Annotated in this window: 15 protein-coding genes; 2 read left to right on the forward strand and 13 right to left on the reverse strand. The window is 70.7% G+C overall.

Annotated elements, in window-relative coordinates; all coding sequences use genetic code 11:
* Positions 1 to 35 precede the first annotated feature (35 nt).
* From ACIBK4_RS25455 to ACIBK4_RS25485, 7 genes are all read right to left on the reverse strand, one after another.
* Positions 36 to 1,100 carry an alpha/beta fold hydrolase gene (locus ACIBK4_RS25455; protein WP_398997823.1) on the reverse strand — a complete coding sequence of 355 codons (1,065 nt, stop codon included), beginning with the start codon at positions 1,098 to 1,100 and terminating at the stop codon, positions 36 to 38.
* A gap of 58 nt (positions 1,101 to 1,158) precedes the next feature.
* Positions 1,159 to 2,016 carry an alpha/beta fold hydrolase gene (locus tag ACIBK4_RS25460; protein ID WP_398997825.1) on the reverse strand — a complete coding sequence of 286 codons (858 nt, stop codon included), beginning with the start codon at positions 2,014 to 2,016 and terminating at the stop codon, positions 1,159 to 1,161.
* Positions 2,017 to 2,115: 99 nt separating this feature from the next.
* The gene (locus ACIBK4_RS25465) at positions 2,116 to 3,294 is read right to left on the reverse strand and encodes a DUF5624 domain-containing protein (RefSeq protein WP_398997827.1); all 1,179 of its coding nucleotides are present in this window, start codon (positions 3,292 to 3,294) and stop codon (positions 2,116 to 2,118) included.
* A gap of 41 nt (positions 3,295 to 3,335) precedes the next feature.
* A complete protein-coding gene (locus ACIBK4_RS25470) occupies positions 3,336 to 4,442 on the reverse strand; it encodes a hypothetical protein (RefSeq protein ID WP_398997829.1) in 1,107 nt (368 codons plus the stop codon).
* Positions 4,443 to 4,531: 89 nt separating this feature from the next.
* The gene (locus tag ACIBK4_RS25475; protein ID WP_398997831.1) at positions 4,532 to 5,140 is read right to left on the reverse strand and encodes a TetR/AcrR family transcriptional regulator; all 609 of its coding nucleotides are present in this window, start codon (positions 5,138 to 5,140) and stop codon (positions 4,532 to 4,534) included.
* A 105-nt stretch (positions 5,141 to 5,245) separates the two neighbouring features.
* Entirely contained in the window at positions 5,246 to 5,935 is a 690-nt protein-coding gene (locus ACIBK4_RS25480; RefSeq protein WP_398997833.1) for a response regulator, read from the reverse strand.
* The gene (locus tag ACIBK4_RS25485) at positions 5,932 to 7,221 is read right to left on the reverse strand and encodes a sensor histidine kinase (protein WP_398997835.1); all 1,290 of its coding nucleotides are present in this window, start codon (positions 7,219 to 7,221) and stop codon (positions 5,932 to 5,934) included. The genes ACIBK4_RS25480 and ACIBK4_RS25485 overlap by 4 nt, the downstream gene beginning before the upstream one ends.
* A 935-nt stretch (positions 7,222 to 8,156) precedes the next feature.
* On the opposite strand from ACIBK4_RS25485, the gene ACIBK4_RS25490 reads away from it, so the two are divergent.
* Positions 8,157 to 8,516, forward strand: a complete 360-nt coding sequence (locus tag ACIBK4_RS25490; RefSeq protein ID WP_366428857.1) for a DUF779 domain-containing protein — start codon at positions 8,157 to 8,159, stop codon at positions 8,514 to 8,516.
* A gap of 75 nt (positions 8,517 to 8,591) precedes the next feature.
* Positions 8,592 to 9,830 (forward strand): phosphodiester glycosidase family protein, encoded by a 1,239-nt coding sequence (locus ACIBK4_RS25495; RefSeq protein ID WP_398997837.1) that lies wholly within the window; start codon positions 8,592 to 8,594, stop codon positions 9,828 to 9,830.
* Positions 9,831 to 9,872: 42 nt separating this feature from the next.
* On the opposite strand, the gene ACIBK4_RS25500 is transcribed toward ACIBK4_RS25495, so the two are convergent.
* The 6 genes from ACIBK4_RS25500 to ACIBK4_RS25525 form a co-directional block, all read right to left on the reverse strand.
* Entirely contained in the window at positions 9,873 to 10,067 is a 195-nt protein-coding gene (locus tag ACIBK4_RS25500) for a hypothetical protein (RefSeq protein ID WP_026150825.1), read from the reverse strand.
* Positions 10,068 to 10,192: 125 nt separating this feature from the next.
* Positions 10,193 to 11,056 (reverse strand): phosphatidylinositol-specific phospholipase C/glycerophosphodiester phosphodiesterase family protein, encoded by an 864-nt coding sequence (locus tag ACIBK4_RS25505; RefSeq protein WP_398997839.1) that lies wholly within the window; start codon positions 11,054 to 11,056, stop codon positions 10,193 to 10,195.
* A gap of 182 nt (positions 11,057 to 11,238) precedes the next feature.
* Positions 11,239 to 12,312 carry an acyl-CoA dehydrogenase family protein gene (locus ACIBK4_RS25510; protein ID WP_398997842.1) on the reverse strand — a complete coding sequence of 358 codons (1,074 nt, stop codon included), beginning with the start codon at positions 12,310 to 12,312 and terminating at the stop codon, positions 11,239 to 11,241.
* On the reverse strand, positions 12,309 to 13,514 hold the full coding sequence (locus tag ACIBK4_RS25515) for an acyl-CoA dehydrogenase family protein (protein WP_398997844.1): 1,206 nt from the start codon (positions 13,512 to 13,514) through the stop codon (positions 12,309 to 12,311). Before ACIBK4_RS25515 ends, ACIBK4_RS25510 begins: the two co-directional genes overlap by 4 nt.
* Positions 13,511 to 14,488: an NADPH:quinone oxidoreductase family protein gene (locus tag ACIBK4_RS25520; protein ID WP_398997846.1), complete on the reverse strand. Its 978-nt coding sequence runs from the start codon at positions 14,486 to 14,488 to the stop codon at positions 13,511 to 13,513. The genes ACIBK4_RS25515 and ACIBK4_RS25520 overlap by 4 nt, the downstream gene beginning before the upstream one ends.
* A gap of 192 nt (positions 14,489 to 14,680) precedes the next feature.
* Positions 14,681 to 15,262: a helix-turn-helix domain-containing protein gene (locus tag ACIBK4_RS25525; RefSeq protein ID WP_398997848.1), complete on the reverse strand. Its 582-nt coding sequence runs from the start codon at positions 15,260 to 15,262 to the stop codon at positions 14,681 to 14,683.
* Positions 15,263 to 15,315 lie beyond the last annotated feature (53 nt).

Raw genomic sequence — 15,315 nt, forward strand, 5'->3', positions numbered from 1 at the left:
GGGCCCGCGGCACGTCCAGGTGCCGGCTGCCGCCCTCAGCCCCGCAGGGTGCGGTGCAGGAAGTCCGTGATCAGGTCCATCGTGCGGCGGGTCGACCAGGGCTGCCCGACCTCCGCGTCGGCGAGGACGGCCAGGTCGCCGTGGCCCGCGCCGACGAGGACGACGCGGGTCGAGTCGGCGCCGTGCGCGCGCAGGGCCTCGTGCAGGAGCAGCGTCTGACTGGGCGAGATGACCGGGTCGGCGGTGCCGTGCAGAAGCAGGAACGCGGGCAGCGTCGGCGTGGAGTCGAGATGGCTGACCGGGTTCGACTCGGCGGCGGCCTCCGGGTCGTCGGCCAGGGACTTGCCGCTGGTCCGGCCGTTGACGAACATCGCGGCGATGTTGTCCGCCCCCGCGTACGCCGCCTGCGTCGCCGGGTCGAAGTCGGCCGCGATCCGGGTCAGGTCCGAGGCGCCGAAGGTGTCCACGACGGCCGTCACCGCGGCCTCGGGGTCGGTGGTCGCGGAAGCGGTGGTCGCTGGGTCGGTGGTCGCTGGGTCGGACAGCGACCGGCCGCCGAGCACGCCGGTCAGCGCGGCGAGATACGCCCCGGCCGACTCGCCCCACAGCGCGACGCGCCGCGTGTCGATGCCCAACTCCTCGGCATGGGCCCGCAGATGACGCAGCGCGCTCTGCACATCGGCGACCGCTTCGCGGAAGGTGGCGCCCTGCACGATGGTGCGGTACTCGATGCTGGCGACCGCGAAGCCCGCTTCCGCCACATAGGCCTTGGTGTCCGGCGACAACTCCTTCCTGGCGATCATGAAACCGCCGCCCGGGACGAAGAGCACGAGCGGCGCCGGTTCGTCCGTGTCGGGGACCAGCAGGTCCAGCCGGAGCGGGAACGGGTTGCCGTCGGAGTCCTCCGGAGTCGCGTACACGATGTCGTGCCGCTCGGCGAGTTTCCGCTTGCCCAGGGTGATCTGGGGCTCGCCCGTGGGGTCCACGACGATGCTGGTGCTGGTGTCGCTCCCGGCCACCGAGGTGGCGAAGGCGAGGTCGACCTGGGGCGTGCCGTCGGCCGGGATGAACTCGGGGTTGGGGGTGGTGGGTTCGGGCATGGTGTCGCTTCCTCTGGGGTCGGGAAGGCGGCGGTCGCCTTCGCTGAGGTGGGGGCCGTCAGCTGGTCAGGAAGGAGTCCAGGAGGGCGTTGACCAGGTCGGGGCGGGTGGCGAACGCGAAGTGGTCCGCGCCGGGCAGCTCGGCCAGGCGGGCGTGGGGGATGGTGGTGCGGAGGTACAGGGAGACCGCGGCGGGCACCTCCTGACCGATCGTGCTGGTCATCAGGAGGGTGGGGGCCTCGATGGCCGGGAGCAGGGCCCGGTCGTCGTCCAGGGAGATGTCCTCGAAGAATCCGAGCAGGGTCCGTACGCCGGCGGTACGGCTCATCTCCCGGAACCAGGAGCCCAGTTGGGCCGCTCGGGCGGGGTCGACGTCGGCGAAGACGACCTCGGGGTCGAGCACGGCGTCGGTGAGGCCCTCGATGCCTCCCTCGGCCGCCGCGTCGACGAAGCGGGCGATCCCCGTGTCGTCGAAACCGTAGGGCCAGTCGGCGGAGCGGCGGAACTTGGGTGAGCCGTTGATGACCGCCAACTTGCCCACGAGGTCCGGGTGTTGGGCGGCGAAGCGCAGCACGACATGTCCGGCCGAGGCGAAGCCGACGAGCAACGGGGCGGTGAGTCCCAGGTGTTGGATCAGCGCCGCGAGGTCGGCGACGTACAGGGCGGTGACGCCGGTTGCGTCGGGCGGGAGTTCGCCGGAGGCGCCGTAGCCGCGCAGGTCGAGGAAGACATTGCGGGTGCGGGTGTCGAAGAACTCCTGCTGGGCCGCCCAGGATCGGGAGTCGAGGGGCAGGCCGTGCACCCAGACGACGACCGGCGCGGTGGGGTCGGTGCGACCGGTCTCGTAGTAGGCGATATGGCCGCCCGGTACGGCGAGTCGGCGGGCCTGGTCGAGGCCGAGGGGGGTCGTGGGCATGGCGGGTCTCTCCCGGGAGGTGTGCGGGCCAGGAGCGGAGTGGAATGAAGTGGTCGACAGGCCTTTCCGGCCCTACCGGTCTTGCAGGTCCTGTCTGCCTTACAAATCCGTCGGATACGTGACGCCGTCCAGGCCGGGGACGACGACCTTGGCGGGGTCGTTTCCGGCGTCGACGAGTTGGCGTACGGCGAAGTCGGTGACGCAGCCGGAGAGCAGTTGGCGCGGGTCCTCCAGCACCGTGCGCAGCCGGGTGGTCAAGGCGCGCCAGTCGTCGGGGCCGTGGATCACCGGCATCTCGCTGATCTCCATGACGGCGGGGTCCGACACGTCGGGTGCCGTCAGCTGCCCCGGGGCGTAACGGGGATAGCCCTCGAACATGACCTCACCCAGTTCCACGGTGGCGCGGGTGTTGAACCAGATCCGGCGCAACGGCTCCTCCAGCGCGGCGACTTCCGTCAGGTCGCCGTCGACGGGGGTCGCGAAGGTGGGGGCGTGCGGGGCCATGTAGAGCCGCTCCAGAGGCAGTTGGTACTCGGAGGCGCCCAGGATCATGGTGGCGACGCTGGAGGTGTTCCACGTGACGCCCGCAGTGGGGCGGCCCTGCTGGCCGGCGATGACGACCATCGCGCGGGTCCAGTCGATCTTCTGGGTGGTGAACCAGCGCAGGATGCGGTGGGAGACGTCCAGGCCCGCGAGGAAGAACGTCGCGATCATCATCTGGTTGACGGGGACGGGCAGTTGGCCGCCCGCGCCTCCGCCTTCCAGGTAATCCTCGCGCAGGGTCCGGGAGTTGAGGTACGACTCGTCGGCCAGCGCGGCGCGCAGATGGCGGGCGGTGACCGCGCACGCGTAGTCGACCATGTCGGCGATCGCCTGCTCGCGGCCCCGGTAGGCCTCCACGGCGATGGTGTCCCGCCACAACTCGACGCTGTTGGCGGCACGCGAGCGCTCGACCTCGCTCAGCAGGCGTTCGGCCTCCGCGCGCCAGCCGAAGTCGGCGTATTTCTCCCGGAGTTGCACGAGGGTGGCCACGGCGGGGCCGAGGTGGGAGACGCCGGCCAGTTCCTTGAAACCCCGGGTGGAGAGGCGGAAGCCCTCGACGGTGGGCGGTCGGCCGTCGCCGGGATAGAGGGCGAAGTCGGCGCTGGTGGCCACGATCAGCGGGTCGGCGCTGCCGTGCTCGACGGCGGTCCGGGTCAGGTGTGATCCGATGCTGTCGGGCCCGGCGGTGTAGGTGGTGAACAGGTCGACGAGTTCGGGGCTTTGGTGGGACGGCATCGGAGGTTCCTTTCTCCGGAGGGGGTGCAGCGGGGCCCGTGCTACTCGAAGCGGTACAGAACGGTCCGGGCGGCGAAGCGGATGTCGGCGGTGAGGCTGTTGCTGACGGCGACCAGCAGCCCGCCGTCGTGGCCGGGGAGCACGGCGGCGTCGGTGGCACCCGTGGTCGGGAAGGACTGCACGGAGGTGAGGCGTCCGTCCGTGAACCGGTAGAGCTCGGAGTCCACCGCCGTGACGGGCTCGTCCCGGGTGCCGAGGATGAAGTTGACGCGGACGACGTACAGCCCGTGCTCGGTGTCGAGGACGGCGAACTCGCGTGCGCCGAGCCCGTCGAGCACCTGGTGTTCGACGAAGCGCTCCCCGTCCCAGCGCAGCAGCCGCGAGGGGCTCGCCAGACAGGCCACCAGCAGATACGCCTCGCCCTCCGCGTCGGTGAAGTGGGCGAAGGCGCGGCCGTGTTGGGGCGCGAGGTCCTGGACGTGCTCGAACTTCTCGCCGTTCCAGCGCAGCAGCACCGAGGGGCGCGCCTGGTCGGCGTAGGCGAGGAAGTGCTCGCCGTCGAGTGCGAAGGCGTGCCAGTTGTAGCCCCAGAGCGCGTCGACGTCCTGGAGGGCGACGAAGCGGGTGCCGTCCCAGGTGTGGATGCGGGAGGGCTGGTTCTCGTCCTCGTGCCCCGGGACGGTCACGCCCTGCGCCAGGGCGAGGAAGTGCCGCTCGCCGATGGCGAAATGGCGCCACTGCTTGGCCGCGAAACCCCGGAAGCTCTGGAAGGGCGTGAACCGGGTCCCGTCCCACTCGAAGACCGTGGAGTCGGTGGTGTATGCGTACGGCCCCTTGCCCGAGCGGATGTCGGCCACGGCCAGGAAGGCACGCTCGCCGATCCGGAAGAACTCCGCGTCCTCACCGCCGGGCGCCGGCAGGGTCTGGAACGGCTCGTAGGTGTCGGCACCCTCGGCCCGGCGCAGCAGGAGCAGTTCGGTGTCGCTGTCCCCGCCGTTCATGCCGGCCGGGGTCCCGGGGGTGTCGTAGGCGAGTTGGGGAATCGCCAGCAGCTGCATGCCGTCGAGCTCGAAGGGCTCCACGGCACGCGCCCCGGAGGTGGGCAGCGCGGCCACCTCCGTCAGGCGGGGAGTGCGGGTGGCGGACATGTGGTTCCTCGATTCGACGTACGGCAGCGCTTCGTTTCGATGTACGGCAGCGATTCGGTCTACGGCGACGGAGGCCGGAGGCGACGCTGTCAGCGAGGCGGGTCGGGCCGGAGCAGACCGTGCGCCGCGAGCCGGGTCAGTGCCTCGACCGCCGCGTCACCCTCCGCCTCGCTCTCCGGAGGCGCCACGACCTGGCAGAACCGCTCGATCATGGAGACGACCGCGAGCGCGGTGAGCCGCGCGTCCTGGTCCGGAGCCGCGAGCCGGCGTGCCTCGGCCACATGCGCGGTCCAGATCGTGACGTGCCGTGCCCGCATCCGCTCCCAGTGCTCGGCGAACTCGGCGCTGACCAGCGAGGCCTCGTATATCGCGGTCATCTCCGCGCGGTGGTCGCGGTAGATGTCCCAGTAGGCGCGCACGTGTCCGCGGATGTCGTCGATCCCGTCGAGGACGTGCCCCTCCCCGGACTGCTCGACCACGCGCTCGCGCAGGGCGGCGGCGAAGTCGTCCGCTATCGAGCGCAGCAGGTCGTCCTTGTCGGTGAAGTAGCGGTAGAAGATCCCGGCCGACTTGCCCGCCTCGGCGGTGATGTCGCCGATCTTCGTCGCCAGGTACCCCTGGCGCACTATCACCCGCAGGGCGGCGGCCTTCAGCTCGGCCGCGGAGCGCTCACCCTTGGATGTGCCGGTTGCGGGCATGGGTCCTCCGACGATCGCGTCAGTTAAAAAAAGTAAATCTGAATTCAGTTTCAGTTATGGACCCGTGCTTGTCAACCAGCCCAGAAGCCGGTGCTACGGCGGTGATCAGCGGCCGACGGCCTCGGAGCCCCCGGGAGCCACCAGCCCCGTCTCGTACGCGACGACGACCGCCTGCGCCCGGTCGCGCAGGGAGAGCTTGGCCAGGATGTGCGAGACGTGGGTCTTGACCGTGGCCTCGGAAAGGTGGAGGCCGGTGGCCAGCTCGGTGTTGCTCAGGCCCTGGGCGAGCAGGCGCAGGACGTCGAGTTCGCGAGGTGTGAGGGCGGCCAGGTCGCGGTGGAGGGAGGCCGTCTCCGGCGCCCGGCGTGCGAACCGCTCGACCAGGCGCCGCGTGATCGCGGGGGCGAGCAACGCGTCACCGGCGCGGACCGTGCGGACGGCGGAGACGAGGTGTTCCGGCGTGACGTCCTTGAGGAGGAAGCCGCTGGCCCCGGCGGCGAGCGCCGCGTAGACGTAGTGGTCGAGGTCGAACGTGGTCAGCATGACCACGCGCGGCGCGTCCGCATCGACAACACCGTTGAGAATGCGCCGTGTTGCCTCCAGACCGTCCATGTCCGGCATCCGGATGTCCATGAGCACCACGTCGGGCCGGGTGCGCCGGACCGCGTCGACGGCTTCGGCGCCGTCGGTCGCCTCCGCGACCACTTCGATGCCGTGGGCGTCGAGGATCAGCCGGAATCCGGTGCGTACGAGGGCCTGGTCGTCGGCGACGACGACGCTCGGGGCGCGGTTCACAGGTCCTCCAGGGGGATCAGGGCGCGGACACGGTAGCCGCCGAGCGGGCGGGGGCCGGTGCGCAGGGTGCCGCCGTAGACGGCGAGGCGTTCGCGCAGGCCGATGAGACCGCGACCGTTTCCGGTGCCGGCGGCGGGGCCGGGACTGCCGCCGGTGTCGGTGACCTCGACGTGCAATTCACCGTCGCCGTACGACACTTGGACGCTCGCGTCGGCGCCGGAGGCGTGTTTGACGGTGTTGGTCAGGGCCTCCTGGACGACGCGGTAGGCGGCGAGTTCGATGCCGGCGGGGAGGGGTCGGGGCGCTCCGGAGACGGTCAGTTCGACCGGTACGCCGGCGCTGCGCATCCGGCGGACCAGCGACTCCAGCCGGTCGAGCCCTGGCTGTGGATCCAGCTCCAGGCTCTCCAACTCGGCGGATTCCCGGCCCAGTTCCATGGTGAGCAGGCCCATCACGTCCCGCAGCTCCCCCATCGCCGCCCGGCCGCCCGCCTCGACGGCGAGGAGCGCCTCGCGCGCCAGCTCCGGGGACTTGTCCATGATCGTACGGGCGGCGCCGGCCTGGATGACCATCACGCTGACGTTGTGCGTGACCACGTCGTGCAACTCCCGCGCGATCCGGGCGCGTTCGTGTTCTACGGCCCGATGCAGCTCCTCGGCCCGGGCGCTCTCCACCGCGGTGAGCCGGGTGCGGGACTCGGCGGCCCGGAGTTTCCAGGTGCGCAGTCCGATGGCGGCCACGACGATCGGCACCGAGATGAACAGGGGGACGTACTGGGTGGGCACGGTCGGGGCGACGTAGACGTACGGGTTGACCGGACCGACCTGGCCCGTTCTGCTGATGACGGTTACCGCCACGGCGAGGCTCACCAGGGTCGGCAAGCGGTGCGGGCTGTAGGCCGCCGCGCTGTAGGCGGCGATGACGCAGGCGTAGAAGGTGAGCCGGGCGACGTCGTCGGGGGTCAGAGCGGTCGCGACCGTCACGATCCACAGGACGGCGAGGGGGTAGCGGCGCCGCCACGCCAGCGAGGCCGAGGCCAGGAACACCAGGATCACCAGGTCGGCCATGCGGTACCGGTGGGCCTCGTCGTAGCCGTCGCCCCACGCGTACTGCACCGACACGAAGGTGAGGACGAGCGCCAACGCGGCGTCGACGAGCCGCTGTTGACCCGTGGGCCGCGGCAACTGACCGCCGGGGCGCACCAGCGCGCGGACCGCTCGGCGCAGCCGGACCCGGGGCGTTCGCACCGGCACCGTCCGGGCCGGGACTTCCTCTCGCACCGTCACCGGCCCATTCTCTCGGGTGCCGGTGGCGCCCGGAATCCCTCTGGCGGATGGGCTCGTGTACATCCGTCGGCTACATCGCAGGTCGATCGCGGGGCGTCGGCGCCGTGGGACAACTGGCCGTTGTCCTGGGCCGATCGGCTGCTGCGGTTCGGCATCGACCGCTGCTGTAGGGGCCTGATGGTGTCAGGCGCAGGTGTCAGCCGTAGGAGACAAACACGACAAATACCCCCTCATTCCCTCAAAGGCGCGGCCCCTCCCACCCTCCGCGAGCACCCCACGGCCGTACCGGCTAAGGCCGCGACAAGTCAGGGCTATCTGTACGCCGGATCATCTTCACAACGTGCACCGCATGTTCCGCATGGACCCATAGTCGGACGGACCCCGCAGCCGATTCACACTCGATCACCCGCGCGTCGCTCGGGAGCCACAGCCTTTCGCGAGACGTCGCTTCGCGTACGCAGACGTAGCGCAGATCGGCCGGGAGTTCGCGCAGTCGCGTCCACGACCAGCGAGGTTTCCACCGGAACTCACTTCCGGCCGGTACCTGGCCAAGGCTGTATCGGCGGCGTCCCTCGTCCGGCAAGTTGGCCCCGACCTGGAAGGTGACTGCTTCTCCTGCTTCGGCCCGAGCAGCTGTCCGCCGCGCTCGCCGTGCCACGAGGATCCACCCGATCTGCGAGCCGACGAAGACCGAGAGCCCTGTAACCACGCCCGTCATCATGCGCGAAGCAAAACAGGCGGCCACCCGATGATCAAGAGGTGAGGTGCACCCCGGTGGGTCTGGCCGTGCACAGCGTGGCGACCGCGCTCCGGGTCGGACAGCCGAACGGCCAGCGGCCCCGTGCCAGCGCAGGCGACGCGCAACCCTCTCGCAACCTTGCGCGTGATGCGCTGGGCCACCTGCTCCACCCCATCCGGCTCCCTGGACGGCTGACATGGACGACACCACCCCGCGCGTCGAACTGACCCCTGCCGCAGCCGACCTGCTGCGTCAACTGCACGCACAGCACGGCCCGTTGATGTTCCACCAGTCCGGCGGCTGCTGCGACGGCAGCGCGCCCATGTGCTACCCGGAGGGGGAGTTCCGCACCGGCGGCTCGGACGTGCTGCTCGCCGAACTGGAGGTCGAGGGCGTGGCGGAGCCGGTGAGCTTCTGGATCTCGCGCAGCCAGTACGAGGTGTGGAGCCATACCCGGCTGATCGTGGACGTCGTAGCAGGGCGCGGCAGCGGTTTCTCGTTGGAGGCACCCGAGGGGGTGCGTTTTCTCACTCGTTCCCGTGTAGTCGGCGCCTAGCGGTCCCGCCGGTCACCGGCATCTGCTGCACTTCCCCTGAGACTTGAGAGAGTTGACGAGACATCAGGGGATCCTGTGACGCACCGTCAAAGTCGTTTAAGAGCAGGCAGATTCGTACTCACCCAACTCACGGCACTCGGCGCGCTGGCCGGTGCGGCCCTGGTGGGGGCCGCACCGGCCGGCGCCGTGCCGGGCAGCACGCGGCTCGCGCCGGGTGTCACCTACGAGCAGTTCGACATCACGGCGGCCAAGGGTGTGACCCACGCCCATGTGGTCGTCGTGGACCTGCGCAACACCCATGTGCGCGTCAACCTGCTGTACCCGGGCGCGGTCGCCGCCCGGGAGCCCGTCTCTCGGCTGGCCGACTCGGCGGGCGCCGTCGCGGGCGTCAACGGTGACTTCTTCAACATCACCGAGACCCAGCACCCGGGCGTCGAGGCCACCGGCTCGACCGACGGCCCGGCGATCGCGAGCGGGGTCGCACTCAAGGCGGCGGTGCCGGACGGCCAGCGCTTCGGGCCCTCGCTGCCGCCCGGCACGAACACCCGCAACGTGCTCGGTGTGGGCGTCGACCGGGTCGCCCGGCTGGACAGCCTCACCCTCACCGGGTCCGTCCGCACCCCTCAAGGGCGGTTCAGGCTCGGCGGGTTCAACCAGTACGCGCTCCCGGAGAACTCCATCGGCGCGTTCACCGCGCGGTGGGGCAGCGTCTCCCGGGCGCGTGCCACCTGCGGCACGGACACGGACCGGGCCGGCGCCTGCAGCTCGGACACCTATGAGGTGACGGTGCGCGGCGGCCGTGTCGTGTCGGTGTCCAACACCCCCGGCACCGGTGCCATCGCCACCGGCACCACCGTCCTCGTCGGCCGCGAGGCGGGCGCGCAGCGGCTGCGGAAGCTGGTCACCGGCGAGCGGGTCCAGGTGCAGCACCGCCTCGTGGCGTCCAGGTCCGGGGTCCCGTACCGCTTCGCCCTCGGCGGCTACCCGGTGCTGCGGAACGGTCAGCCGCTGGCCGGTCTCGACAACGCGACCTCGGCCGTACGCACCGCCGTGGGGATCGCCGACCGGGGCCACCGTCTGATCCTGTTCGCGACGGACGGCGCGGTCGCGTACCGCAGCGGTCTCACGATCGCCGAAGTCGCCACCCAGATGCGGAAGTTGGGCTCGGTCGACGCCTTCAGCCTGGACGGCGGCGGCTCGACGACCCTGGTCGCCCGCGCGTCCGGCGCGAGCGCCGTCACGGTACGGAACCACCCCAGCGGCGGCGCCGAGCGCCCCGTACCGAACGGCGTCGGAATCTTCTCGTCCAACTGATCGACCAACCAAGCGATCGACCGGCTGATCAGTCAACCGGTCTCACGGATGCAGGCCGCTCACCAGATCCGCGGTGGCCGTCAGACCGCTGTGGATGGTGGGCGCCATGCTGGTGCTCGCCATGAAGAACCCGAGCAGTGCGCAGACCAGCGCATGGGAGAGCTTCAGCCCGCCGCTGCGCATGAAGATCACCGCAAGGATCAGGAGCAGCAGCACCACAGAGATGGAAATGGCCATCGTCACCCTCCTCCGCCACGCCGCCGTGTCTGGTTCGCGGCGTTCGGCCGCAAGTGTGGCGTAGCGGAGGGTTCGTCCGGGCTACTGACGTGTCCCCCGAACGTGTGGTGACGGTCCGTGTGGGGTCACGCGGCGCGACGCGCGTCCAGGAACGCTTCCAGCCCGGCGAGGTCGTCGGTGTTGAGGAAGTCCACACCGGCGGCGAACAGTTCGTCCCACAGCGCGTCACGGGCGGGGCCCGCCACGTCCGGGGTGTTCCAGAACCGTACGGTCTGCCCGTGCGCGTGCGCCTGCGCGACGATCGAGCGCAGCTTCTGCCGCTCGGCGTCCGGGAAGACACCGGCGCCGAGCCAGGTGAAGTTGGCCTGCCAGTCGTCGCTGATGAGCGAGATGAAGGAGGCGGGCGCCGAGCTGCCGAGGTCGGCGAGCCGGCCGTCGTAGAAGGCGCGTCGTACGGTCTGTGCCTCCATCGGGGTACGGGCCGCGCGGTCGCCGGAGATGACGTTGGTGACGGCGCCCTGGTGGACGCGTCCGTGGGCGTAGGTCGTGAACAGGTGCTTGTAGCGCTGGAGATGGCGGTCGAGTTCGAGGTACGTCGAGGAGCCCTCGGTCTTGATGTCGATCAGGAGTTGCAGCGGGTGACGCCAACCCCGGTACACCGAACCGTGGTTGGCCTTCACGAGGGCCGAGAGCGGTTCCAGGTACAGGGATTCGAGCGTGCGGCTCGGGTCGAGTTCGGACGCGTCGTGCCCGATGAGGAGTTGGTCGCCGACGAGGAAGATGTCGGCCTCGACGCTGCCGAAACGGTGGTCGAGGGCGTCGAAGAGCGGGCGGGGGTGCTCGTAGTCGTTGTGGGCGTGGGCGCGCCACAACGGCCGCTTGCGGTGCCCTTGTTCGCCGGCGAACGCGCTGCCCGCGGGCGGGGCGAGAACGGCCGCGACGGTGGCGCCGAGCCCGGTGAGCGCTCTGCGACGGGTGATGAGGGCCATGGTGTTCCTCCGTGTGGGGCGGGTTAGAACCACAGGGAGTATGAGGCTGTGCGCACTCCAACGAACCTGTACATGCCAGGAGTTGGCCGGACTGCCCTCGCGTGTTCACTCCTTCGGCGGGGGCGCACGGAAAAGCCCGCCCCAGGTGGGACGGGCTTTCCGCGGACTTCACCTCATGGCGCTCAGGGGGCTTGCAGGTCGACCAATTCGGCCAGCGCCTCACGGTGGGCACCCGCCGTGCCGTAGGCGATCGAGTCGGCCTTGGCCCGCTTCAGGTAGAGGTGGGCCGGGTGCTCCCACGTCATCCCGATGCCGCCGTGCAACTGGACGGCCTCCTCGGCCGCGTGGACGGCGACGGACGCCGCGTAGGCCTGCGCGACGGCCACCGCCACGTCGGTGTCCTCACCGGTCGCGAGGGCATCGGCGGCGTTGCGCGCGGCGGCCCGCAGACTGACGACCTCCAGCCACAACTGCGCCAGCCGGTGCTTGAGCGCCTGGAACCCGCCGACGGGCCGGTTGAACTGCTTGCGCTCCTTCAAATACCGGACCGTCTCCGTCAACGTCCAGTCGGCGAGCCCGAGTTGCTCGGACGCGAGCAGCCCGGCCCCGGCCCGCAGAGCACGCCGTACGGCGGGTTCGGCGTCCCCGATCCGCCGCCCGGCGGCCCCGTCGAACACCACGCGCGCAAGCGGCCGGGTCAGGTCCAGGGACACCTGCGGTACGACGGTCACGGCGCCCGCGTCGACGGCGTACAGCCCGCCGTCCTCCCCCGGCACCAGCAGCACATCGGCGGCGGCAGCGTCCGCGATCCCGGTCAACTCCCCGTACAGGGAGCCGTTTTCGTGCCGTACGGCCTTGTGCGCGCCGCCCGGGGCGACGCTCAGGGAGACGGCGAGGACGCCGATCTTCCGGCCCGAGGCCAGGTCCGCGAGCAGGTCATCCGCATCGCTCGCGAGGAGTGCCTCGGTGGCGACGACCGCGCTCGTGAGGTACGGGACGGGGGCGACCGCGCGGCCCAACTCCTCCAGCACGACGGCGACTTCACGGTGCGTGGCGCCCTGGCCGCCCCGCTCCTCGGGGACGAGGAGACCGGCGAGGCCCATGCCGTCGGCGAGGGACTTCCAGAGGGACAGGTCGTGCGGGGCGTCCGACTCGGTGCGGGCGATCACGCTCGCCGCGTCGCAGTGGTCGGTGAGCAGGTCCCGGACGGCGGCGCGGAGCGCCTCTTCCTCCTCCGAGTACAGCAGGTCCGTCATCGCGCGAGGTCCTTCCAGGCGACGTCCTTGTCGGTGCGCGGCTCGGCCGGGAGGCCCAGGACGCGCTCGGCGACGATGTTCAGCAGGACCTCGCTGGTCCCGCCCTCGATGCTGTTGCCCTTGGAGCGGAGGTAGCGGTAACCGGCGTCGCGGCCGGTGAAGTCCACCAGTTCCGGGCGCCGCATGGTCCAGTCGTCGTACAACAGGCCTTCCTCGCCCCGGAGTTCGACCTCCAGGCCGCTGATCTCCTGGTTGAGGCGGGCGAAGGCGAGCTTCATGCCGGAGCCCTCGTGGCCGGGCTGGCCCGCGACGAGCTGCTGGCGCAGCCGCTCGCCGGAGAGCCGGGCGACCTCGGCCTCCACCCAGAGCTTGAGGAGACGCTGGTGGAGGTCGTGCGTGCGCAACTCCGGTCGTTCGCGCCAGGTTTGGCTGATCGGGCCGATCATGCCGCCCTCGCGCGGGATGCGCATGCCGCCGATGGAGACGCGCTCGTTCATCAGCGTGGTCTGCGCGACCCGCCAGCCGTCGCCGATCTCGCCGAGGCGATGGGCGTCCGGGATACGGACGTTGGTGAGGAAGACCTCGTTGAACTCGGCCTCGCCGGTGATCTGGCGCAGCGGCCTGACCTCGACGCCGGGGTCGGTCATGTCGCAGATGAAGTAGGTGATGCCCGCGTGCTTGGGCACGTCCGGGTCGGTGCGCGCGATGAGGATGGCCCAGCGGGCGAGGTGGGCGCTGGAGGTCCACACCTTCTGCCCGTTGACGATCCAGTCGTCGCCCTCACGGACGGCGCGCGTGCCGAGCGCGGCCAGGTCGGACCCGGCACCCGGCTCGCTGAAGAGCTGGCACCAGACCTCCTCGCCGACCCAAAGCGGCCTGAGGAAGCGGCTCTTCTGCTCCTCGGTGCCGAAACGGAGGACGGTCGGCGCGGCCATGCCGAGGCCGATACCGATCCGGCGCGGGTCGTTGTCGGGAGCCCCGGCCGCCTCCAACTCGGCGTCCACGACGGCCTGGAGAGCGCGCGGAGCGCCCAGCCCGCCGAGGCCCTCGGGGTAGTGCACCCAGGCGAGCCCCGCGTCGAAACGGGCCTTGAGGAAGTCGAGCTGGTCGGTCTCCAGCGGCGGGTGCGCGGCCAGCAACTCCTGGGCGCGGCGGCGCAGTTCGGCCGCGGCCGCATCCGCTCCGGTGGTCTCCTCGCTCATACGGCGGCTCCGTTCTCCAACGACGGTACGACGACGACCCGGCCGGTGGTGACACCGTCACCGAGCCGCTGCACGGCGGCGGCCGCACCGGCCAGCGGGACGCGCTCGCTCACCAGCGGCTTGATGACGCCGCGAGCGGCCAGGTCGGTCAACTGCTCGTGGCAGTGCGCGATCAGCTTGGGGTTCTTGGTGGCGTACAGGCCCCAGTGCAGGCCCTGGATCGAGTAGTTCTTCACCAGCGCGTGGTTGAGGCCGGGGCTGGGGATCGTCCCGCTCGCGAAGCCCACGACGACGATCCGGCCCTCGAAGGCGACGACCTTGGTGGACTGCGTGTAGGCGTCGCCGCCGACCGGGTCGTAGATCACGTCGGCACCGCGCCCGCCGGTGGCCTCCTTGACGGCCGCGACGACGTCCTCGGTACGGCGGTCGATCACGACGTCGCAGCCCAACTCCCGTGCCACGGCGGCCTTTTCGGCTCCGCCGACGACACCGATGACGGTGGCACCGGCCGCCTTGCCGAGCTGTACGGCCGCGCTGCCGACTCCGCCGGCGGCTGCGTGCACGAGGAGGGTCTCGCCGGCCTCCAGGTGGGCGCGGCGGTGGAGGGCGAACCAGCTTGTCTGGTAGCCGATGTGGAGTGCGGCGGTCTCCGCGTCGTCCAGCGAGTCGGGGGCGGGCAGCAGGGCGGCGGCGTCCGCGATCGCGTACTCGGCGAAACCGCCGTACGGCAGTGCGGGGTTGGCGATGACTCGGCGGCCGTCCTCGGTCTCGCCGCAGATCTCCACGCCGGGGGTGAACGGGAGTGGGGGCCTTACCTGGTAGTGGCCTCGGCACATCAGGACGTCCGGGAAGTTGATGTTCGCGGCGCGTACCTTCAGCAGGACCTGGCCTTCGCCCGGCGTGGGTTGTTCCACCTCCGTCAGGCGCATTGCCTCACTTGGCTCGCCGTTCTCGTGCACTTGCCATGCCTGCATGCGGGGCCTCCACGGGACTGCTCTGTCTGACCGGGGTCGGTTGCATACTAAGCGGTCGCTTGCCGATCAGGGAACAGTCGGGTTCGTCACGGTGGGGGTGGGTGCCGGTCGTTCTTTGACTGCGGGCCCGTGGGGGCTGGTCGCGCAGTTCCCCGCGCCCCTAAAAGGGGCGCTCCAGCAGGGCGGCATTTTTCACTGGCCGCGCTTCGGCCTGGCCCTCACATGCATCCGCTCCCCCTGTGGGCCGAACAGGCTCAGGAATTCCACCGGGCCCTCTCCCGTCGAGCCGAACCAGTGCGGTACCCGGGTGTCGAATTCGGCGGCCTCGCCCGGGCCCAGCACCACGTCGTGCTCGCCCAGCAACAGCCGTAGGCGGCCGGACATGACGTACAGCCACTCGTAGCCCTCATGTGTGCGCAGGTCCGGCTCGATCTTTCGCTGCGGTTCCAGGACCTTGTACGCCTGGAGGCCGCCTGGCTGGCGGGTCAGGGGCCAGTGGGTGCGGCCGCCTCGGACGATTGGCTCGGACCGTACTCGCGGGTCGCGGACCGCCGGTGCGCCGACCAGTTCGTCCAACGGCACCTGGTGGGCCCGAGCGATCGGCAGCAGCAACTCCAGGCTGGGCTTGCGCAGCCCGGACTCCAGGCGGGACAGGGTGCTGACCGAGATGCCGGTCGACTCCGAGAGGCCGGCGAGGGTTGCGCCCTTCTCCTTGCGGATGCGGCGCAGCCTTGGGCCGACCTCCGCGAGTACGTCGTCCGTGTCGTCGTTCATGAGCGATATTGCAGTTTCGGCAAACGTGTTTGTCAATACGGCAGCGATGGGGC

The organism is Streptomyces sp. NPDC050528, assembly GCF_044457795.1.
Lineage (GTDB): Bacteria > Actinomycetota > Actinomycetes > Streptomycetales > Streptomycetaceae > Streptomyces.

Excerpts from the sequence above, each read along its gene's own strand:
- ACIBK4_RS25455 (WP_398997823.1), bottom strand. The coding sequence starts at position 1,100 with ATGCCCGAACCCACCACCCCCAACCCCGAGTTCATCCCGGCCGACGGC.
- ACIBK4_RS25460 (WP_398997825.1), bottom strand. The coding sequence starts at position 2,016 with ATGCCCACGACCCCCCTCGGCCTCGACCAGGCCCGCCGACTCGCCGTA.
- ACIBK4_RS25465 (WP_398997827.1), bottom strand. The coding sequence starts at position 3,294 with ATGCCGTCCCACCAAAGCCCCGAACTCGTCGACCTGTTCACCACCTAC.
- ACIBK4_RS25470 (WP_398997829.1), bottom strand. The coding sequence starts at position 4,442 with ATGTCCGCCACCCGCACTCCCCGCCTGACGGAGGTGGCCGCGCTGCCC.
- ACIBK4_RS25475 (WP_398997831.1), bottom strand. The coding sequence starts at position 5,140 with ATGCCCGCAACCGGCACATCCAAGGGTGAGCGCTCCGCGGCCGAGCTG.
- ACIBK4_RS25490 (WP_366428857.1), top strand. The coding sequence starts at position 8,157 with ATGGACGACACCACCCCGCGCGTCGAACTGACCCCTGCCGCAGCCGAC.
- ACIBK4_RS25500 (WP_026150825.1), bottom strand. The coding sequence starts at position 10,067 with ATGGCCATTTCCATCTCTGTGGTGCTGCTGCTCCTGATCCTTGCGGTG.
- ACIBK4_RS25505 (WP_398997839.1), bottom strand. The coding sequence starts at position 11,056 with ATGGCCCTCATCACCCGTCGCAGAGCGCTCACCGGGCTCGGCGCCACC.
- ACIBK4_RS25510 (WP_398997842.1), bottom strand. The coding sequence starts at position 12,312 with ATGACGGACCTGCTGTACTCGGAGGAGGAAGAGGCGCTCCGCGCCGCC.
- ACIBK4_RS25515 (WP_398997844.1), bottom strand. The coding sequence starts at position 13,514 with ATGAGCGAGGAGACCACCGGAGCGGATGCGGCCGCGGCCGAACTGCGC.
- ACIBK4_RS25520 (WP_398997846.1), bottom strand. The coding sequence starts at position 14,488 with ATGCAGGCATGGCAAGTGCACGAGAACGGCGAGCCAAGTGAGGCAATG.
- ACIBK4_RS25525 (WP_398997848.1), bottom strand. The coding sequence starts at position 15,262 with ATGAACGACGACACGGACGACGTACTCGCGGAGGTCGGCCCAAGGCTG.